At 34.3% G+C, this 21821-nt stretch carries 14 protein-coding genes; 9 read left to right on the forward strand and 5 right to left on the reverse strand.

Features of this window, described 5'->3' with window-relative positions:
- The first annotated feature begins 8 nt into the window (after positions 1-8).
- The 3 genes from chiA (at position 9) to NU08_RS02725 (ending at position 7811) form a co-directional block, all read left to right on the forward strand.
- Positions 9-4745 (forward strand): T9SS-translocated chitinase ChiA, encoded by a 4737-nt coding sequence (gene chiA, locus NU08_RS02715; RefSeq protein ID WP_129745743.1) that lies wholly within the window; start codon positions 9-11, stop codon positions 4743-4745.
- Between the two features lie 429 nt (positions 4746-5174).
- Entirely contained in the window at positions 5175-5945 is a 771-nt protein-coding gene (locus NU08_RS02720) for a TlpA family protein disulfide reductase (protein WP_129745744.1), read from the forward strand.
- Positions 5946-6191: 246 nt separating this feature from the next.
- Positions 6192-7811: an ABC-F family ATP-binding cassette domain-containing protein gene (locus tag NU08_RS02725; RefSeq protein ID WP_129745745.1), complete on the forward strand. Its 1620-nt coding sequence runs from the start codon at positions 6192-6194 to the stop codon at positions 7809-7811.
- Positions 7812-8009: 198 nt separating this feature from the next.
- Here NU08_RS02725 and NU08_RS22210 read toward each other — a convergent pair whose 3' ends face one another.
- Together NU08_RS22210 and NU08_RS02730 are read right to left on the reverse strand one after the other, a co-directional pair.
- Positions 8010-8183: a hypothetical protein gene (locus tag NU08_RS22210; RefSeq protein WP_165352393.1), complete on the reverse strand. Its 174-nt coding sequence runs from the start codon at positions 8181-8183 to the stop codon at positions 8010-8012.
- A 108-nt stretch (positions 8184-8291) separates the two neighbouring features.
- Complete coding sequence (locus NU08_RS02730) at positions 8292-10214, reverse strand: hypothetical protein (RefSeq protein WP_129745746.1); 1923 nt, start codon at positions 10212-10214, stop codon at positions 8292-8294.
- A 164-nt stretch (positions 10215-10378) separates the two neighbouring features.
- Between NU08_RS02730 and pyrR the strand changes: the two genes are divergently transcribed.
- The 6 genes from pyrR to NU08_RS02760 all read left to right on the forward strand — a co-directional run bounded on the left by pyrR (position 10379) and on the right by NU08_RS02760 (position 15145).
- Positions 10379-10918: a bifunctional pyr operon transcriptional regulator/uracil phosphoribosyltransferase PyrR gene (pyrR, locus tag NU08_RS02735; protein ID WP_008468864.1), complete on the forward strand. Its 540-nt coding sequence runs from the start codon at positions 10379-10381 to the stop codon at positions 10916-10918.
- Positions 10919-11103: 185 nt separating this feature from the next.
- Entirely contained in the window at positions 11104-12030 is a 927-nt protein-coding gene (locus tag NU08_RS02740) for an aspartate carbamoyltransferase catalytic subunit (protein ID WP_129745747.1), read from the forward strand.
- Between the two features lie 233 nt (positions 12031-12263).
- Positions 12264-12596 carry a hypothetical protein gene (locus NU08_RS02745; RefSeq protein ID WP_008468866.1) on the forward strand — a complete coding sequence of 111 codons (333 nt, stop codon included), beginning with the start codon at positions 12264-12266 and terminating at the stop codon, positions 12594-12596.
- An 82-nt stretch (positions 12597-12678) separates the two neighbouring features.
- Complete coding sequence (locus NU08_RS02750) at positions 12679-13584, forward strand: ribonuclease Z (RefSeq protein ID WP_129745748.1); 906 nt, start codon at positions 12679-12681, stop codon at positions 13582-13584.
- Between the two features lie 224 nt (positions 13585-13808).
- Complete coding sequence (gene pdxH, locus NU08_RS02755) at positions 13809-14453, forward strand: pyridoxamine 5'-phosphate oxidase (protein WP_129745749.1); 645 nt, start codon at positions 13809-13811, stop codon at positions 14451-14453.
- Between the two features lie 185 nt (positions 14454-14638).
- The gene (locus NU08_RS02760; protein ID WP_165352394.1) at positions 14639-15145 is read left to right on the forward strand and encodes a CAP domain-containing protein; all 507 of its coding nucleotides are present in this window, start codon (positions 14639-14641) and stop codon (positions 15143-15145) included.
- A gap of 122 nt (positions 15146-15267) precedes the next feature.
- Here the strand turns inward: NU08_RS02760 and NU08_RS02765 are convergent, their stop codons facing one another.
- From NU08_RS02765 to NU08_RS02775, 3 genes are all read right to left on the reverse strand, one after another.
- Positions 15268-17211 carry an OmpA family protein gene (locus NU08_RS02765; RefSeq protein ID WP_129745750.1) on the reverse strand — a complete coding sequence of 648 codons (1944 nt, stop codon included), beginning with the start codon at positions 17209-17211 and terminating at the stop codon, positions 15268-15270.
- 12 nt (positions 17212-17223) lie between these two features.
- A complete protein-coding gene (locus NU08_RS02770) occupies positions 17224-18141 on the reverse strand; it encodes a type IX secretion system membrane protein PorP/SprF (RefSeq protein ID WP_129745751.1) in 918 nt (305 codons plus the stop codon).
- A gap of 133 nt (positions 18142-18274) precedes the next feature.
- Positions 18275-21821, reverse strand: a 3547-nt coding sequence (locus tag NU08_RS02775) for a gliding motility-associated C-terminal domain-containing protein (RefSeq protein ID WP_129745752.1), incomplete at its 5' end; no start/stop codon positions are given.

The following is a 21821-nucleotide window of genomic DNA, read 5'->3' on the forward strand; positions in this document are numbered from 1 at the left end:
TATTAACTATGAAACATTATTACAGATTGCTCTTTTTGTTACTGTTTCCCTTACTTGCGTTGGCTCAACCGGCCCACGGAAAAAAAGTAGTAGGGTATTATGCGCAATGGTCTATCTATGCTCGGGATTTTAATGTTCCGAAGATTGATGGAAGTAAATTGACTCATTTAAATTATTCTTTTTATGGGACTACTTATGATCCTGCCCATCCTGAGAATACAAAATTAAAATGTTTAGACACTTATGCTGATTTTGAGCATATGGAAGGTGGAATTCCGTGGGATGCACCAGTAAAAGGAAACTTTTATGATTTAATGAAATTGAAAGAAAAGTATCCGCATTTAAAAATTTTAATCTCTGTGGGAGGCTGGACAAAAGGTCAAGATCTTTCTCCAATTGCTGCAAGTCCTGTAGCAAGAGCGGCTTTAGCAGCAGATATGGCAAACTTCATTACTACATACCCGTTTATTGATGGTTTCGATATCGATTGGGAATATCCTCTTTCTGGTGGAACTGATGGCACAGAAATAGTAAATGGTGCGCCTGTTCCTCCACAAAAATATAGCCCAGACGATAATAAAAATTTAGTGCTTTTATTGAAAGCGATGCGTCAGGCAATGCCAAATAAATTGGTGACAATTGCTGCTGGAAACAATGTTAGAAATGTTTCTAAACAGTATTTAGGGCCAAACAACAGAGCACAATACGGAATGACAGAAGATATTTCGACTTATTGTGACTATATCACTTATTTCGGATATGATTTTGGCGGTAACTGGTACGATAAAACTTGTTACAACGCACCTTTATATGCAAGCGGAAACCCTAATGACCCGTTGTATGGCGCAACGCAATCAGAATCATTAGACGAATTAACAAATCAATATTTGAATGTAATTGGTTTTCCTGCCAATAAATTAATTATGGGATTGCCTTTCTACGGAAAAAAATTCGATAACGTTGCCGCAAATTCAACAAACGGATTGTTTGTTTCAGCACCAAGATATATAGTTGGTGGATGTACAAATCCGCAAAACCCAACAGGTACATGGGATGGTTCTGGAGCTTGTGAAAAATCAGGAAGTATCGAAATCTGCGATTTAGTAGGAAATCCAGTTACCAATTCACATCCTTACTTAGATCCAAATACTATGATGGTAACACCTTCTGCAGCTTCTGCTGGATGGGTTCGTTATTTTGACAATACTACTAAAGTGCCTTACTTATATAATGCTACTACCAAAGAATTTATCTCTTATGAAGATAAACAGTCAATGGATTTAAAGGTGCAATATATAAAATCTAAAAATTTAGCAGGAGGTATGATTTGGGAATTGTCTCAAGATACAAGAGGCTCAATTCCAAATTCATTATTAAACCAAGTTGATACTTCTTTTGGAAGCGTTGTTCCGGGAACAGTTAGTATTTCTGGTTCTGTTAAAAATGGAGCAACTTTAGTTACAAACGTTACAGTTGAATTGCGAAATGCAAGCAATGCAGTAATTCAAACAGTAGTTTCTACTACAGGAAACTTTGCTTTCAATAATTTAACTTCAGGACAAAATTATTCGCTTACAGCAGTAAAAGCAAGTTATACATTTGTTCCTGTTAGTTTAACGAATGTTACAGTTAATCAGACTGGAGTAACAATCAACGGAACTCAACCAACTTACACAGTAAGCGGAACGGTTCTAGACGGAACAACAGGAGTTTCTGGTGTAACCATTTCTGCAGTTTCTGGAAGCACAACATTAACAGCGGTTTCAAACGCAAGTGGAGCATATAGCGTAGCAGGATTAACAGCTGGTTTAAACTTTACCGTTACGGCTGCAAAATCTGGGTTTTCTTATACTCCAGCTTCAACAGTTTACAATGCAATTGACGCGAATAAAACGCTTAATTTCACTCAAGGAGCAGCGGTGGCAACGTACACCGTAAGCGGAACAGTTCTTAACGGAACAACTCCAGTTTCTGGTGTAACAGTAACTGCATCATCTACAGCAGGGAATGTTACTGCAACGACTAATTCAAGCGGAGCATATTCATTGACTTTAGCTTCTGGTGGAAATTATACAGTAACGGCTGCTTTAACAGACCAAACATTTACGCCAGCATCAACAGTTTATTCTAATTTGAATGCTAATAAAACATTGAATTTTACTCAAGATGTTGCAACAACTACGAGCAAAATCAGTGGAACAGTTAAAAACGGAACAATTCCTGTTGCTGGAGCGAAAGTAGAATTGGTTTTACCTTGGACAGACAATAACCACAACTGGAAAAGCGTTTTAGCAACAACAGATGCACAAGGAAAATACAGCTTTGACAATTCGGTTATAGATGGTTATACACAAGCTTTGAGTTTGAAATTAAACTCTTGGCAAAATGGCGAAGTGGCTTATTACCCAAATAATCTAGCCAACTTTGCAATTCCTGCGACTCCAACAGTTTATAATTTCAATACAAGTTCAACGGCTAAAACAGCGTTGGCAGCAGCTACAAACTTAATCAGCGGAACTGTAAAAAATGGTTCTACGCCTGTAGCGAATGCTAAAGTGGAAATCGTTTTACCATGGACAGATAACACGCACAACTGGAAAAGCGTTCTAGCGACAACAGATGCATCAGGAAATTATACTTTCGATAATTCAGTTGTAGCAGGATATACGCAAATTCTAAGCTTGAAATTAAATTCGTGGCAAAATGGAGAAGTTGCTTATTACCCAAATAATCTGGCAAACTTCGCAGTTCCAACAACGCCAACAATTTATAATTTTAATACACAAACTACGGTTGTTACTAAGCCAGTAGTTGCCATTACAGCTCCAACAGCTTCATCAATTGCTATAAACTTAGGATCATCAATTAATTTTGTTGCAAGTGTTGGATTAAGTGCTGCCGATGCGACTACAATCTCATCTGTTGTATTTAGTTTAGACGGACAAACGATAAGTGCTACCAATTCTTCTGGAACTTATACTTCGGTTTGGACACCGGTAGCAAATCAGTTTGGAGTTTCTCATACGTTAACCGTTACCGCTACTGCATCAAACGGACAAACAGATTCAAAAACCTATAGTTTTACATTAACTTGTTCAGGTGCAAATTGTCCAAATACATTACCTGTAATTACTTGGAATTCGCCATCAAATACAACTGTTTACCAAAGTTCTTTCCAAGCTGTGCCAATTTCAGTTACAGCGGTTGACAGCGACGGATCAGTTTCTGGTGTTACTATTACTATAAACGGCGGTACATTTAATATGACAGCAGGTACAAATAATACTTATACGTATAATTTTACGCCAACTGCTTATCAGGATTATCCAATTGTAATCAAAGCAACGGATAATAAAGCTGCTGTAACTACATTAAACAATACTATTAAAATTGCTACAATAAGTGGTAATAGATTTATTCCGCTTCCATCTAAAATTATTTTAGGGTATGCGCATTCTTGGGAAAATACTGCAGCTCCATTTTTATATTTTTCTCAAATAAAGGGAAGCAAATTTAACGTAGTCGATTATGCTTTCGTAGAAACTGTTAATCGTGATGGTTATACGCCAATCCTAACTACAAATGACGCTAGATATTTGACCAATGGTGTTTTCGATAAGCAATTGTTGAAAAATGATATCAAAACATTAAGAGATAGCGGTGTTCCTGTTATTGTTTCTATTGGTGGTCAAAATGGACATGTTGTTCTGGAAAATGTAACTCAGAAAAATATTTTCGTTAATGGTTTAAAAGCCATTATTGATGAGTACCAATTTGATGGAGTTGATATTGATTTTGAAGGCGGATCTATGAATTTTAGCGCTGGAGGTTTAAGAGATATTTCTTATGCGGGTATTTCTGCTTATCCAAGATTGAAAAACGTAGTGGATGCTTTCAAAGAATTAAAAGCATACTATGGCCCTGGATTCTTGTTAACTGCAGCTCCAGAAACACAATATGTACAAGGTGGATATACTACTTACACAGATACTTTTGGTTCGTTCTTGCCAATCATTCAAAACTTGCGTAACGAATTAGATTTGTTAGCGGTACAATTGTATAACACAGGAGGAGAAAACGGATTAGACGGTCAATATTATGGTACAGCTAAGAAAGCAAACATGGTTACTGCCTTGACTGATATGATCATAAAAGGGTATAACATTGCTTCAACAGGAATGCATTTTGATGGATTGCCAGCTTCAAAAGTTCTTATTGCATTGCCAGCTTGTCCGAGTGCAGCAGGTAGCGGATATCTAACTCCTACAGAAGGAATTAACGCTATGGACTATTTAAGAAACGGAACCAATTTCTCTGGAAGAACCTATACTATGCAGCCAGGCGGGCCATATCCTTCTTTAAGAGGTTTAATGACTTGGTCTGTAAACTGGGATGCCTCTTCTTGCGGTAATTCATCTGAATTGTCTAAAGCGTATGCAGCTTATTTTGCATCGCAAGCTACGGCTAAAACATTGGCTGTAGAAGATATAACGGCTGATAGCAATACGACTGTGGCTTATTTTAAAAACAATACGTTATCGGTTTCTAATGAAACAGAAGAAATTGCTCAAGTTGACGTATTCAATACGATAGGGCAGAATGTTACAAGCCACAGAAACATTCAAAACAATAAAGAAGTGTTGCTTAATAGCCCAAGTTTTGCTAGTAAACAGATTTTTGTTGTGATTGTAACCAATAAATCAGGACACAAAAAGTCATTGAAAGTAATGAACTTTTTAAATTAAAATAAAAGAATTGAAAATTTAGAAATAAGAAAATTGGGACGGTTAAAATTGAGTTTGGTTATTTATTTTTTAACCTAATTTTTATTTCTTAAATGCTGTGAATTGAGGTAATTTGTTATTTGGTTTTTGCCTCATGTAGCGCATTATGAACCTGGCAATTTTTGTTGCCAGGTTTTTTTATATATGATTTTCGCTAAGCGGAATAATAACTCAATATAGCACACGGATTAGGCGGATTTACTTCGTAAAGACGCGGATTAAAACGGATTTTTCATTAATCTATCCAAAAAATAAAATAAAAAAATCCGTTTTAATCCGCGTTTTCGCGATAGCGAATCCGTATCATCTGCGAACCATTTCTTCACAATAAAATCCTAATTGCAAACTATTTTAAGTACTTTTGATTTTACAATTATCGCATAAAACTTCATGAAAAAATCATTCATTATTTTAATCACATTTTTAGTTTCAACTCTTTCTTTCAGCCAAACTAAATTCGGAAATCCAGAAGTAGATCCTATTCAAATCCAAAAGACTTACGAGCAATGGTCGGTTTATAATAAAGGAATTATGCTTTCCAGAGATTTCACTGCACTTGATTCGTCTTCTAAAGAAATCTCAAAAGAAGTTTTTTTAGATCAATTGGCAAATGGGAACTTTATTCCAGTTCGATTGAAAACTGAACCGAATATTTACGTCTATAAGCTTTTTAAAATTCAGCCAAAAACAGATACAAGTATAAAAGCGACAATCAATCAAATTGGTTTTGATGCTTATAAAAACTATAAAATGGAAGGAACCGCTTTTCCTCAATTTTCTTTTAAGGATTTAAACGGAAATTTGGTAACCAACGAATCCATGAAAGGAAAAATCATTGTGATAAAATGCTGGTACATTCACTGCACGCCATGCATCAGAGAGTTTCCTCAAGTCAACAAATTGGCCGAAGAATATAAAGACAGAAAAGATATCGTTTTTATGAGTTTAGCCGAAGATTCAGCAGAACAATTAAAAACATTCTTAGCCAGAAAACCATTATCATATTCTGTAATTCCAGATATGAAAGAATATATGAATAATGCTTTGCAGTTGAATTCATTTCCAACACATTTTATTCTAAACAAAGAAGGAGTGATTGCAAAAGTGCTTCTTAATTTTGAGAGTCTGGAAGTGGCTTTGGCGAAAGAAAGTAAAATGTAGTTTTTTTAACCATATAAGCTCATGTAAGAGATTATAAGTTTTTTTTCTTATAGCAGAAATTATAAGTTTAGTTTTAAATGAACTTATATCACTTATATGGTTTTATTTTCTATGTAAAGTTCCTTCTCTGCGCTTTTGCGCCTCTGCGAGAACCCCTCATCAGCATAAAAAACTTTGAACCTTTGCCTCTTTGCAACTCTGAACCTTTTTCCGTACTTTTGCACCAAATTAATTAAAAAGACATTCATGTTAACAGTCAATAATTTATCAGTTCAGTTTGGTAAAAGAGTTTTATTTGATGAAGTAAATACAACTTTCACTCATGGAAATATTTACGGAGTTATCGGAGCAAATGGTGCTGGAAAATCTACTTTCTTAAAAGTGATTTCGGGCGATATCGACCCAACTTCTGGACACATTCATTTAGAGCCGGGAAAACGTATGTCGGTTTTAAACCAGAACCACAACATGTTCGACGAACATACTGTTTTGGAAACCGTTTTAATGGGAAATAAAGTTCTGTATGCTGTTAAAAAAGAAATGGATGAACTTTATTTAGATTATAATGATGCTAATGCAGACAGAATAGGGGAATTGCAAGTTCAGTTTGAAGAAATGAACGGATGGAACGCCGATTCTGACGCTGCTGCAATGTTATCTAACTTAGGAATCACAGAAGCAGATCATTATACTTTGATGGCAGATATGGAAGGAAAAATGAAAGTACGTGTGCTTTTGGCGCAGGCGCTTTTCGGAAATCCTGATTTGCTGATTATGGATGAGCCTACCAACGATTTGGATTTCGAGACAATCGCTTGGTTAGAAAACTTCTTGGCAAATTACGAAAACACTGTAATCGTTGTATCTCACGACCGTCACTTTTTGGATGCGGTTTGTACGCATATTTCTGATATTGATTTCGGAAAAATCAATCACTACTCAGGAAACTATACGTTCTGGTACGAGTCTAGCCAATTAGCGGCAAAACAGCGTGCACAGCAAAACAAAAAAGCAGAAGAGAAGAAACAAGAGTTGGAAGAATTTATTCGTCGTTTTAGTGCAAACGTGGCGAAATCGAAACAAGCGACTTCTCGTAAAAAAATGATTTCGAAATTAAACATTGCCGAAATCAAACCTTCTAGCCGTCGTTACCCTGCGATTATTTTCGATCAGGATCGTGAAGCTGGAGACCAGATTTTGAATGTAGAAAACTTAGCGGCTTCTGTAGATGGAGAAGTTTTATTCAAAGATATTAACTTGAATATGGCAAAAGGCGATAAAATCGTTCTTTTCTCTAAAGATTCACGTGCTACAACTGCTTTCTACGAAATCTTAAACGGAGAACAAAAAGCAGACGCAGGAACTTTTGATTGGGGAATTACAACCAACCAAGCGTATTTGCCAGCTGAAAACCACAAATATTTTGAAAACGATTTGACTTTAGTTGACTGGTTACGTCAGTATGCAAAAACGGAAGAAGAGCGTGATGAGGTATTCATTAGAGGTTTCTTAGGGAAAATGATTTTCTCTGGAGAAGAAGCTCTTAAAACATCTAGAGTTTTATCTGGAGGAGAAAAAGTGCGTTGTATGTTGTCAAGAATGATGATGGAGCGTGCAAACGTTTTAATGTTAGACGAGCCAACAAATCACTTAGATTTGGAGTCTATTACCGCTTTCAACAACTCATTGAAAAACTTTAAAGGTTCTGTAATCTTCACAACGCATGATCACGAGTTCGCGCAAACAGTTGGTAACAGAATCGTAGAATTGACACCAAACGGAGTTATCGACCGTTACATGACATTTGACGAATATCTTGATGATGAAAAAATTCAAGAACAAAGAAAGAAGATGTATAATCTATAATCTTTTAAAGCACAATATTAAAAATCCCAAATTCCAAATAAAACTTGGAGTTTGGGATTTTTTGTATTTAAAAATATAGCCACTAATTACACGAATTTCCACGAATTAAATTTGTGCTAATTTGTGTAATTTGTGGCAAAAAAAACAATCCCGCTATAAAAATTGGAATTTGGGATTTTTTATTTGTTTATTTTACTACTATTTGCTTCCGAACATTTTAGCGAAAATCCAGATAATAATCGCAATAATAAAAATTACGATAAAGATTCCGAATCCCATTCCGGCTTTAAAAATGTCTCCTATAACTTCACAGCTTGAAAATGAAAACAGTATTACAAATACCATTAACAATCTTAGTATTTTATTTTGCATGATTCTGATGTTTTAAATTGATACTTAAAATTACTTCAGGAATCAGGAAAATGTGTTATAGAATTTTTTGGAAATGTTTTAGGATTTGGATTCGAAAATTAACTTTTCTCAGTTGGTCTGTTTTTTCAATAACATCCTGTCATCTTCAATTTTTAAGAGAATCAAAATTAAAATTTTTAAAATTATGTTATAATCTGATTCCTGTACTTCTTCGGAATGAGAATTTGATCCATGAGCATATTTATTTCTCAGATCTAAACCATTCGTGTGTTCCTTTTTATTTAAATTGTAATTGAAATAGCTCATTTCTTCTCTTGTAAATAGTGAATTATCAAATTCGAGAATGTTTTTTTCTTTTAACTCAATTAATTTTTCTCTGATTAAATATGGAAAATGCCAAAAACTTATGACTTCTTGATAATGAAGACAACTAAAAATAAGAGACATGATTGAATCTAATTCTAGATTATTTTTCTTGTTTATAAATATTACTTTTTTTTCTATTAGAAAATCAATATGATTTTTTTGGAAATTTTCAAAAGAATTATATGTAACGTTTTCGTGTAAAAGCAGATCGTGTAAATTGTTGTATTTACTTTTAAATGGTTCTATATATGCTAAAGATAATTGACTAGAAAATAAACAATTATTAATTCTTAAAAAATCATCTTTAAAGCCATATACATATTTGACAGAGAGTCCGCTTTTAACTGTACTGAAATAAAGTGGAGAAGAATTGAATTGTAATAATTCAAAATCTATTTCACCATCTTCTATAAATGCTTTGTATTGTTTTAGTAAAAACTCTAATTCAGGGGCAAGAATTCGGACTTTTTCGAAGTATCCTGTTTCTTTTGATGGAAAATTTATTTTTAGATTATTAATTTCATAAACTTTTGTAAAAGTGTCAGAAACTATAAATTTAAGTACGTTTTCAAGGTCAATGTTTTTTTTCTTTAAATAATATTTATAAAGCATCAATTGTGCATTTGACAAGAATTCTTTTTGGTTGAATTTAGTGTATTTCAGATACTCTCCATTAGAACGCATAAAAACTTTTTCCAAAGTGTCTATTTCTGAATTTCGTTTTACTAAGTTTATGCAACCTTGAAAATTAATGAATTCAAAGAGAAGAATAAAATTTTTAAAAATTGAAGTGAATTCTTTTGAAGAATCTAAATATGTCGAACTATATGAATGTACTATTCTATTTTTAGCAATATCATATTCTTCTTTTTTAGGCTCCATCTGATCTTTTGAAATGCTTACTTCTACACCATAAGAAATCCCACTATTTTTTGAAAAGTACTCTGTTGTTATTTCTTTTTCTTTTTTTGCGGCTTTAAATTTAGTTTTATCACTTAGTTTTAGATTTTTAGAGTTAATGATTAAATTTAAATAATTTAAATTTGGTTTCTCAGTGGCAATATAATTGTTTATTATAAGTTCTATTTTGTCATTATTAAGTGCTTTAGGAAAAAATATAGTTTCTTTTTTCTCTAATGATTTTTCTTCATTAAATGATAAAATAATCTCAGCTGTTATAGGATTTTTTTCAAAATGATTAGCAATGTTTGCTGAATAATAATTTACAGTTTCTTTATTTGTTAATATTTCATTAAAAATAAAACTTCGTTTTTCTATTAGTTTTGCTATTTTATTATAATCTGTTTTTTTAAATGTATTGTATTTATTGAACAGATTTAAGAAGTGTTTAGTGTAATTGAAATCTATATCATATATAAAATTATCTATATTTGAATTGTCAATTTGTAAGAAAAAGTTTTTAATTATTTGATCAAATTTTTTAGTTAGATCTTTATAATTAAAGAATATTTCATCTGTCCAACTATTTAGGCGTAAATCATTATCAAAATACAATTGAATATTATATAGTTCTAAAATATCATTTATATTTAAAGTTTTATTTTCATCAAAATTTTTGATTATTTCTTCAGCAGTTTTCAGGTTAATTCCTGCACTTAGATCGTTTATAGAATAAAATACAACTCTTCGTAATTTATCGGACATGTTTAAGTTTTTTGAAGGATTTTTTTTCTTTAAATTTATGAGAAAATTATTTAATAAAATATTACTTATTATGTTTAATTGTGGCAAAAATATTTCCTTAACCAACACCCCAACAAATAAAATCAGATTCCGTATATTTGCGCAACCAAACATTACAATCACTTATGAGTCAAAAAGTATTACTTAATTCGAAAGAAGTTACTATCATACTCCATCGTTTGGCTTGTCAGTTAATCGAAAAACATCTTGATTTCTCTGAAACTATTTTAGTGGGAATTCAGCCAAGAGGCGTTTTTTTAGCTGAACGTTTAAAACAAATATTAGAAAACGAATACAAGGTTCCTGAAATTTCTTTAGGATACTTGGACATCACTTTTTTTAGAGATGATTTCCGTCGTACTGATAAACCGCTTGAAGCCAATAAAACCCAAATCAATTTTATAGTCGAAGACAAAAAAGTCATTTTTATTGATGACGTTTTGTTTACCGGAAGAAGCATTCGTTCTGCGTTAACTGCCATTCAATCTTTCGGAAGACCTTCAGAAATTGAATTATTGGTTTTAATTGACAGACGTTTCAGCCGTCATTTGCCAATTCAACCCGATTATAGAGGACGTCAGGTAGATGCTATTAATGGCGAAAAAGTAATTGTAAGCTGGAAAGAAAATGATGGTGAAGATGTTGTTCACCTAGTGACGAATTAAATTTGGTTAATCGTGTAATCGGTTAATTGTTTAATCGATTTATTTCGATTAAATAATTTAACAAATTTTAAAATTAGTTGAACCGTTAAATCGCAAAGCAGACGATTAAACAATTAAACAAATAAACGGTTAAACATTAAAAAAACGATTAAACAATTCAACGATTAAACATATAAACACACACAATGAAAGAATTAAGCGTAGATCATTTATTAGGAATCAAATATATCAACGAGAATGATATTAACCTGATTTTTGAAACGGCAGATCATTTTAAAGAAGTCATTAATAGACCAATTAAAAAAGTTCCTTCATTACGAGATATTACCATTGCCAATATTTTCTTCGAAAACAGTACCAGAACCAAACTCTCTTTCGAATTAGCGCAGAAACGTTTATCTGCTGATGTCATCAGTTTTTCTGCAGCTCAGTCATCGGTTAAAAAAGGAGAAACCTTGATTGATACTGTAAACAATATCCTTTCGATGAAAGTGGATATGGTTGTAATGCGCCACTCTAATCCCGGAGCGGCTTATTTTTTATCTAAAAATGTCAAAGCAAGCATCGTAAACGCTGGAGACGGAGCACACGAGCACCCAACTCAGGCTTTATTGGACAGTTATTCTATCAGAGAAAAACTGGGAGATGTTGCTGGAAAAAAAGTAGTTATTGTAGGCGATATTCTGCACTCGCGTGTAGCGCTTTCAAACATATATGCTTTGCAGATGCAAGGTGCAGAAGTAAAAGTTTGCGGACCAAAAACGTTGATTCCAAGATATATTGAATCGCTTGGAGTTACGGTTGAACCGAATTTGCGAAAAGCTTTAGAATGGTGCGATGTAGCGAATATGCTTCGTGTACAAAACGAACGTATGGATGTGAATTTCTTCCCATCAACACGCGAGTACGCACAACAATACGGAGTAGACAAACCGCTTTTGGATTCTCTTAGCAAAGAAATCGTAATCATGCACCCGGGACCAATCAACAGAGGAGTAGAGATTACTTCTGAAGTGGCAGATTCTGATCATTCGGTAATCTTGAATCAGGTGGAGAATGGTGTAGCGATTAGAATGGCGGTTATTTATTTGCTGGCTTCTAAGATTCAGTAGTTTATAAGTATTCAGTGTTCAGTTTTGAGTATTCAGTCGTTGTAGCAGTTTTCAGTTTTGAAATGAGTGTCACACTGAGCGGAGTCGAAGTGCTTTTATAAACAGACTTGCTTTGCAAACGTGGGCTTCGACTCCGCTCAGCCTGACAAACTTGAAACTTCGAACATGAAACTTGAAACAACAAAAAAACTTATTAAATTAGCATAATAAATATAAGCCCCATACATTATAAAATGAAAGTAGATCAAAAAGGACATACTGTTACGATTAAAGATACGCAAGGAGATGTAAATGCTTTCTTGGAAAAAGTAACGCAACAATTTAAAACCTTTGAAAAACAAAATATTATAATCGATTTATCAGCTGATTCTAATATTTCAGAAAATGATTTAAAAGCTTTTTTACCGCTTTCTAAAGTTCAGAAAAAAGCAAAAAAATCGTTTGTAATTGTAGCAACTGACCTTGATTTTAATGCTATTTCAGATAAATTGGTTGTAGTTCCTTCTCTTTTAGAAGCTCACGATATTATCGAAATGGAAGAAATCGAAAGAGACCTAGGGTTTTAATTGTAGATTTTAGAGTTCAGATTTTAGATTTTGAATGTTGAAGTCTAAAAAACAATCTAAAATCTAAAATCAACAATCTAAAATGAAGTTAACTATACTTGGCTGTTATGCCGCAACTCCTAGAACGCTTACAAATCCGACTTCGCAGGTTTTAGACATTAAAAACAGATTGTTTTTGATTGATTGCGGAGAAGGTACTCAAGTTCAGCTTCGAAAGAATAAGATTAAATTCTCAAAAATCAATCACATTTTTATCTCGCATCTTCATGGGGATCATCTATATGGATTAATAGGAACAATTTCGACTTTTTCACTTTTAGGCAGAACCACAGATTTGCATATCTATGGTCCAAAAGGAATTAAAGAATTGATTCTGCTTCAGTTAAAATTGACAGAATCATGGACAACTTATTCTTTGTTCTTTCACGAATTAGAATCGAAAGAAAGTGAAGTTATTTTTGAAGACAAAAAGGTCATTGTGAAAACAATTCCGTTGAAACATCGCGTTTATACGAATGGTTATCTTTTTCAAGAAAAACCAGACGAAAGAAAATTAAATGTAGAAGCTGTTCAGCGCTATAATATTCATGTTGCTTATTATCAGAAAATCAAAAACGGCGGAGATATTACGCTTGACGATGGAACTGTAATTGAAAACGAAAAACTTACTTTTGACCCACCGCCAGCAAAAAGTTATGCCTTTTGTTCTGATACGGTTTATAACGAAGAGATAATTCCAATTATACAGAATACAGATATTTTATATCACGAATCGACATTTTTGGAATCTGAAGCTAGATTGGCAGAAAAAACACTGCATTCCACAGCAAAAGAAGCGGCAAATATCGCTTTGAAGGCAAACGTAAAACAACTTATTTTAGGGCATTATTCAACGCGATACGATGGAATAGAACCTTTTAAGAAAGAAGCAGAAGAAGTTTTTCCGAACGTGCTTTTGGCAGATGATGGGGTGAGTTTTGATCTTTAAAGTTGCTAAGATACTAAGATGCTAAGGTTCTAAGTTTTGAAAATTGTTGTCACACTGAGCGAAGTCGAAGTGCTTTTTTGGGCAGAACGTGCTTTGTAAATGTGGGCTTCGACTCCGCTCAGCCTGACAAACTTGAAACCTGAAACCTGAAACTTGAAACCTGAAACTTGAAACCTGAAGCAAAAAATCTAAAATCTAAAGTCAATAATCTAAAATAATAAATCATGAACGATTTAAGTAATTATAGAAAATCTTACGAGAAAAGCGAATTATTAGAAACTAATATTCCTGAGGATCCGATTAATCTTTTTAACCGATGGTTTCATGAAGTAGAAGATTTTGGTGGAAGCGGAGAGGTGAATGCCATGACGGTTTCGACAATTGGATTAGATGGTTTTCCGAAGTCTCGTGTGGTTTTATTGAAGAAATTTTCTGAGGAAGGTTTTATATTTTATACCAATTATAATTCAGAGAAAGGAAAAGCGATAGAAGCAAATCCAAATATCTGTCTGTCTTTTTTCTGGCAGGAAATGGAACGCCAAGTTATCATTAAAGGAATTGCACAGAAAACTTCTGAGATTATTTCGGACAATTATTTTGATTCGCGTCCTGATGGCAGTAAGCTTGGAGCGATTGTTTCTCATCAGAGTGAAGTGATTCCGTCAAGAACATTTTTGGAAGAAAACTTAAAAAAACTGGAAACTGAATTTGAGGGAAAACCAATTCCGAGACCAGAAAACTGGGGCGGTTATATTGTGACTCCGCTTCAAGTTGAATTCTGGCAAGGAAGACCAAATAGACTTCATGATCGAATTCGTTATACTAGCCAGTCAGATTTTTCTTGGAAGATTGAAAGACTATCTTCGTAAAAGTATTTTTATGTAGGAATTTTATAGGTAAAAATATAAAATAAATGCATTTCATCGATTATTTTTGCACTTTAACGGTAAATTGAATACGTTTGGAATACAATAAAGCAAACGATATTTATTCAAAGATAAATTTAAAGGATTTGCCCCAACATTTACTTTAAACCGCTAAAATGCTGATGATTATGAAAAAGATTACGCGCACCATGTTGTTCATTGCGATTTTAGTCGCAATGAACGCATGTTCTGCTGATTCTGCCGAAGCAAGTTTGGATACTGCTACTCCAACAGAAACGCTTGTTACAAATTACACATACAACGATACTGAAATAGAAACAATGAGACTGATAAACGAATACCGTGTGAGTATTGGTTTAAAAGCCTTGGAAAGAGTTAATCATATATCATTTAAATGCGAAGAGCATAATAAATATATGATTGCGAATAATGTTGTGGATCATAACGATTTTGTAGCAAGATCTAGTAATATGACTAGTGTTTTGGGTGCAAAGAAAGTAGGGGAGAATGTTGCCTACAATTATAAAACTCCCGAAGCGGCTTTAAAAGCTTGGTTAGATAGTCCAGGTCACAAAGAAAATATAGAAGGAGATTTTACTCATTTTGGATTGTCTGTGACGACAGATCCAGCTACAGGAAAAAAATATTATACTAACATTTTTGTTAAGCTTTAAAGATTTATTGAACAGGTTGGTTTTTTAGAAGTCGTTGTGATTCATAGAATTACAACGACTTTTTAAATAAAAAAAAGCTGCTTTTGAGCAGCTTTTTTTGTTTGACTTGACTATTGTTAAGATTATAAAGCAGTGATGATAAATTCGCTTCGTCTATTGGCCTGATGCTCTTCTTCGGTACATGGAACACCATCAGCACATTTATTTACAAGTTCTGTTTCTCCGTATCCTCTTCCTGTTAATCGGTTTGGAGCAATTCCGTTTTTAACCAGCCATTGTATGGTTGATTTTGCTCTTCGATCAGATAAAGCTTCGTTGTATTGATGAGAAGCTCTACTGTCTGTGTGCGAACGAATGTCTAGTTTCATATTAGGATAATCGTTAAGAACAGCTAGTATTTTTTCTAGATCCAATGCAGCTTCGGTTCTAATGTTAGATTTATCCAAATCGAAATAAATCATTTTAATTCCGAAACATTTTCCTAAATCATCGCCCACCGTAACTTTGCAGGTTGCTTTTTCCAGTGCAATTGGCAAGTTTGTTTTACCGCTTGTTTTTTCAATCGTAACGCTTAACTCTCTGGTTGTATATTCAGGTTTTTCGGCTCTGACATAATATGTTTTTCCACATTCTACAGCAAAGGAATAAAGTCCGGAACCATCTGCAACGGCAGAGTTTTTAAGATTCATCTGATCATCATATAAAGTAACTTTTGCCCCAGGAAGCACAGCTCCAGTTTCAGCATCTGTTATGGCACCATATAATTCCTGAACACATCTGAGTCTTCTGGTTTCTAAGAATTTATAGATATCATCAGAACCCTGTCCGCCATCTTTATTGGAAGAGAAAAATCCTCTTCTTGTTTCGGGATCAATGATATAAGCAAAATCATCTTTTGGAGAATTGACATCTGCTCCGACATTTTGAATATTGCTTACTTTTCCGTTATTGTCAATATTACCCACAAAAACGTCTAAACCTCCTAAACCTGGATGTCCGTCAGATGCAAAATAAATCTCGTTTTCGCTGGTCAGATAAGGATATGTTTCTTTCCCTTCCGTATTAATGCTATTTCCGAGATTTTCTGGTGGTCCATATCCACCATTTGGATTTATGCTGACTTTATATATATCTGACTCACCAATTGATCCTGGCATATCAGAAGCAAAATACAGTGTTTTTTCGTCTGGACTAAGAGCTGGGTGAGCCGTACTATAGTTATTGCTATTGAAAGGAAGCTCGGTAATATTGGTCCATTTATTATCTTTTCCCAGCTCTGCTTTGTAAAGTTTGATTAAGGTAACTTTCTTTTCGTCTTTTCCTTTTTTTCCATCAGTATAGTTGTTCCTGGTAAAATAAACTGTTTTCCCATCTTTGGTAAACACAGGAGATGCCTCATGGAATTTGGTATTGATAGCCGATTTAAATTTATTTACTTTTGATGCGCTTCCAGTGGCAGAATCCAGATCGGCATCGTAAATGTTGGTGAAATATTCGCCTGTCCATTTGTGCTTGCGCTGAGAAAAATTTCCCGTGTCACGCGCCGACGCAAAATATATTTTGTTGTTGTAAACAAACGATCCGTAATCCGAGTACCTGCTATTTATACCCGCGTTTTCTATCTGGTACCTCCCAGAATTTGCTTTAATCTGGTCCAAGTAGTTTACATCTTCTTTGTAAAGTTTTCCTCTGCTGTCATTTTTAGAGATAGCGTTAAATTCATCCAGAAGCTTATTGGCTTTGTTAATGTCACCAGTAGATTTTAAAGATTGTGCATATCTAAAATAGTATTCTGGTTCTACATTTGTGTTCATTGCAAATAATTCGCCATACCATTTCGCTGCATTTTGAAAATCTGAATTGAAGTAATAGGCATTTCCCAGTTTTTTAAACATGTCTTCAGATTTGTAGCCTTTTGCAGCAACTTTTTCATAGGTTTTTATTGCATCGATATACGCATAACCGTCATATTTTTTATCTGCATTATTTATTTTTGACTGCTGTGCATAACTGCTAAATGAAAAAGCACCTATAATTGTAATTAAAAGTAGTGTATAGTTTTTCATGATACCTAATTTTTAGAAGAAACGAGGAGTTGTCATTTTGCCTTTGTTTGAGAAGAATTCATAGCGAAGGAAAATTTCGTGTGATCCTGAATTATAATTGTTTAAGTGTGTGGTTTCTCGGTCATACCCATAACCTAAATAAAGTCCGTCTGTGATTTGAAATCCGACCATAGCACTTAAAGAAGCACTCCATCTATAGGCTGCACCAAGCATAAATTTATCATAGAACATAAAGTTGGCTGAAAGATCTACTTGAAGCGGTGCGCCCTGAACCATTTTGGCTAAAACAGCCGGTTTAAATTTTACATATTCATATTTGTCAAGATTGAATACATAACCTCCCATTAAATAATAATTGATTTTATCTTTATAAATTGCGACATCATTATCATCATAACGATTTGTTTCGATAAAGTTTGGAACGGATAAACCAATATAAGCTTTGTCTGAATGCCAGTAAACTCCGGCACCAACGTTGGGACTAAATTTATTCTTTAAATCTTGAAATTGAGGATCTCCCTGATCTGCAGGATTCAATTTATTTACATCCAAGTTGAAGATATTGGCAGTTCCTTTAATACCAAATGAAAGTTTAAAATCGGCAGATGTCTGGATTGTGTAAGAAACATCGACTGAAATATTATTCTCATTGGTAGGACCAATTTTGTCATTTACTAATGAAGCTCCTACACCCAGTCTGCTATTATTTATAGGAGAGTTAACTGAAAAACTGCTTGTTTCTGGTGCTCCGTCTAGACCTACCCATTGGGTGCGGTAAAGACCAAAAATACTAAGTGCTCCACGAGAACCCGCATAGGCAGGATTTATATTTATTGTGTTATACATATACTGCGTATACTGTGCATCTTGCTGTGAATACCCTGAACATGTAACTAACAGAATGACGAAGAAAAATAATTTTGTTCTCATAGTAGATTTTATTTAATAATTACTATTGACTGTTTAAATCATTGAATTTCAATATGTTCTATTCAAAATTAATCAAATTATTCGGATTTTTTTAAACACTCTGTAAATTAGGTTTTACAGAGTGTTTTAATTACTATTTGGATAGATATAAATATCCGTCTAATTTATGTTCTTGAACATTGTTGTTTCCATCCAGAGATTTATAGTTAATAATGTAAAAATAAGTTCCAGTTGGTAGTCCATCAGATTGCTTAACAGTTGTTCTTCCTCTTGAAGTTCCGTCAAAAGCATTTGTTGTATTATTATAGTTTGTAGTTTCAAACACTAAAATTCCCCAGCGATTGTATATTTCCACAGTATTACCAGGATAACAAGTGGTGTCATCGATATTGTCAATTTTAAAGAGATCGTTGATATTGTCGCCATTTGGAGAAAAAGCATTATGTACTAACACTTTACCACAAGCTAAAACTCTACAATCATCATTGATTTCCATATTTAAAACAATACTTCTAGGGCATCTTTCGTCAGCTATTATATATTCAAAAACATAATTGCCTAATGCTAAACCAAACGGATTAAGAATGCTTCCTTGAAGTGCATTGGTATTGTTTCGATCCTGCCAAACTCCTGTTAAAGGACTTCCCTCAGGAAGTAAGTTACTCAAGTTTATTAGTGTTGAATCATCTGTACAAGCTGTACTTCTGGTTTCAACAACACCTTGAGGCAGTACTATGATTGTAACAATTGCAGAATCACAATTTTGAGAACTTAATTTGTCACAGATTGTATAGTTGTAAGTATAAGTACCAGCAGGTGTTAAGCTTGATACATTTACGTTTCCAGAACCGTCAATAACAATGTTTGGATCTGTTTTAGTGTTGTTCCCTTCTGCAAGAAGTGTAAAGTCTACTAATTCTATAGTTGCAGGGATTCTTCCTTTCAAATCGTTACTCAATACATTACCCACAAGCCCAAAACTGTTGCATCCAATATTACTGTAAGTATCATCATTTGCAATAATTGGAGAGATTACAATAACAGTCACTATAGCGGTATCGCAATTTCCAAAATCGGCTTTTTCGCATATTTGATATGTTAGTGTATAAGTACCTCCAGGGGTGTTTTCTGCAACATCTACAGATCCATCAGGATTTAATATTATTGAACCAGTTGGATCGGGTACAGTTGTTGTTAATGTTACATCATTTATATTTACAGCAGTGCCATTTAACGTATCATTTGTTAAAGCGTTAATCACATTGGTTTGTGCTGCATTTCCAATTATTGGTGCAGGATTATCATCATTTGCCACAATAGCAAATGTTGGTCTAGCAGTACAGAAAGGATCAGCAGGAGGATAGCTAACTGTGATAGTCTGACTAGGATTTAGAGATAAAGTCACATTGGCAGTTGGACGCAATTTTTCGAATCCATCAGCTGCTTCAATCCATCTGTTATTTTCAAAAATCCAGCCTGGCCAGTCAATTCCTTTTCCTTGATCATCTACTACAGCTCCAGGCCATAGCACACGTCCGCTTAATGGCAGATCAGTCATTGTTGTAACAACATTGTTATTGCTATCTGCCCATGCTATGGTCACGCCATTTACAGGAGTAAAGTTTCCTGGTGTTACCACATAGTCAAGATAAGGAACATCGTTTACGCATATTGATGTTGCAGTAACAGTCATTACTGGAGCTTCTATTGTGATGCTAACAATTGCAGTGTCACAATTGTCTGTTTGATCAGCTTCGCAGATTTGATATACCATTGTCAATGTTCCTACTGGAGCATTTGGTAATACGTCAACTGAACCATCAGGATTTAATTGTAAAAACTCGTTTGGCGTTACAGTTGTTATGATTACATCAGATGCAGTTATAGGATTTCCTTCTAAAGTATCATTTGGCAATACATTTAGCACATTGGTTGTAGTGTGATTTACACCTGCAATTGGACCGGCACTGTCATCATTAGCCACAATGTCTTTGTATTCTTTACAGCTTACGCCGAAATCAAGATCTAAATGAACTAAATCTTCTGGTGTAACTGTTACGACATAACCGCTATCTGTTGTGGTTTTACATACGGTATGCAATTGTGCTTTACTTGTTTTGCCAGCTATGTTTTTAGCAGACATTGAAGGAATGACTTTTACTAAACCAGTAAATCCTAAGTTTGTAGCTGCAGTATCGAAATTAGCATCTCTTACCAATTTTACGGTATATTGTCCATAAGGATTTGCTATTTCTGGGCGGTTTCTCCAGAAACCTTCTATTCCCACAATAACTTCATCATGATATCCATTTGGACCATCGATGATCACATTGGCACTAAGAGCGTTTCCGAAACCACCGGCATTTAATTCCCCAACATTTTGAGGACCAGCATAGCTTCCGTCTCCGTTAAGATCTATCCATTCCCATTGGCTGTAGTCAATAGCTCCATTTGAATCTGGAATATTTTTGGTAACTGCACCATCATTGTTTGCATCATACCATTCATCTTGAATTCCGTTGCTATTAGTATCGTACCAAACATAATCTCCGAGAACAGGAAGTTTAGAAGCTCCATATTCGAAGTTATGCACTTGGAAAGCACATTCTTCTAGAGTAGTAAAGAATAAGCTAGAATCAACAGGATATAATTGATATGCACTATTTAAATTAGCATCTTGTACTTGCACTAAATAACTTCCGGCAGGCATTCCTGTAAAACTGTACATTCCGTCTGCACCTGTAATACGTAATTGTATTGGTCCTGTAGTGGTTCCTTGAGGAATCAATGTTACAGGTACATTTGCAAGAGGAGTGTTAGTATCTACATTTATGATTTGACCAGATATTTTAACTCTATAATTTGGTTCTGTAATCACAACTGTTGCAGTTGCTGTACAAGTTTCATTTTCAGTATTTACTGAAGATGTTGCAGTAAGTGTATAAGTTCCAGCTGGCAGATTAGTATTTCCAACTACCTCATTATTTTGGTTGGTAATAACTACAGTGGCTCCAGCAGTGCTAGTAACTGCAATTGAACCATCGCTTTCTCCTTGGCAGCTTACATTTGTAGCAATACCGCTTACAGAAACTTTATTTTCAACTGTAAAGGTTTGAACTAATTCAGTTTTATTGCCTGCACAGTCTGTTAGAGTATAAGTTCTGGTTAAGATGTAAGATTGTCCGTTACATCCTGTTCCTCCATTGTTAGTGTCGCTTACAGTGATATTTACAGTTCCTGCGCAATTGTCTGTGGCATCTTTTATGTCATCTGGACTTCCTGCTGGAATGTCTGCTGCACTTTGTAGATTAGCAACATCTGCTGGCGCAGTACCTGTTGGAGGAGTAGTATCTCTTACTGTTATAATTTGAGTATAAGAAACTGAATTTCCTCCACAGTCACTTGTTGACCAGTTGCGAGTTAAGGTATATTCTGTACCACATTCGTTTTTAATATCACTTTTAGTTTCACTGAAAACAATTGGTAAGTTTCCATTGCAATTATCAGAAGCTTCCATATTAAATGGTTCTGGAACAGCGTCACAAGAAACTGTAATATCTGCAGGAAGTTCACCAGCGAAAGTTGGTTTTGTAGTATCCTGAATTGTGATTACTTGAGTAAAAGTATCAGAAACATTGCTGCAGTCATCTTTTACTGTCCAAGTATTGGTGTAAGTTCCT

Source organism: Flavobacterium anhuiense (genome assembly GCF_004151235.1).
In the GTDB taxonomy this organism is placed as follows: Bacteria; Bacteroidota; Bacteroidia; order Flavobacteriales; family Flavobacteriaceae; genus Flavobacterium; species Flavobacterium anhuiense_A.

Excerpts from the sequence above, each read along its gene's own strand:
- chiA (WP_129745743.1), top strand. The coding sequence starts at position 9 with ATGAAACATTATTACAGATTGCTCTTTTTGTTACTGTTTCCCTTACTT.
- NU08_RS02720 (WP_129745744.1), top strand. The coding sequence starts at position 5,175 with ATGAAAAAATCATTCATTATTTTAATCACATTTTTAGTTTCAACTCTT.
- NU08_RS02725 (WP_129745745.1), top strand. The coding sequence starts at position 6,192 with ATGTTAACAGTCAATAATTTATCAGTTCAGTTTGGTAAAAGAGTTTTA.
- NU08_RS22210 (WP_165352393.1), bottom strand. The coding sequence starts at position 8,183 with ATGCAAAATAAAATACTAAGATTGTTAATGGTATTTGTAATACTGTTT.
- NU08_RS02730 (WP_129745746.1), bottom strand. The coding sequence starts at position 10,214 with ATGTCCGATAAATTACGAAGAGTTGTATTTTATTCTATAAACGATCTA.
- pyrR (WP_008468864.1), top strand. The coding sequence starts at position 10,379 with ATGAGTCAAAAAGTATTACTTAATTCGAAAGAAGTTACTATCATACTC.
- NU08_RS02740 (WP_129745747.1), top strand. The coding sequence starts at position 11,104 with ATGAAAGAATTAAGCGTAGATCATTTATTAGGAATCAAATATATCAAC.
- NU08_RS02745 (WP_008468866.1), top strand. The coding sequence starts at position 12,264 with ATGAAAGTAGATCAAAAAGGACATACTGTTACGATTAAAGATACGCAA.
- NU08_RS02750 (WP_129745748.1), top strand. The coding sequence starts at position 12,679 with ATGAAGTTAACTATACTTGGCTGTTATGCCGCAACTCCTAGAACGCTT.
- pdxH (WP_129745749.1), top strand. The coding sequence starts at position 13,809 with ATGAACGATTTAAGTAATTATAGAAAATCTTACGAGAAAAGCGAATTA.
- NU08_RS02760 (WP_165352394.1), top strand. The coding sequence starts at position 14,639 with ATGAAAAAGATTACGCGCACCATGTTGTTCATTGCGATTTTAGTCGCA.
- NU08_RS02765 (WP_129745750.1), bottom strand. The coding sequence starts at position 17,211 with ATGAAAAACTATACACTACTTTTAATTACAATTATAGGTGCTTTTTCA.
- NU08_RS02770 (WP_129745751.1), bottom strand. The coding sequence starts at position 18,141 with ATGAGAACAAAATTATTTTTCTTCGTCATTCTGTTAGTTACATGTTCA.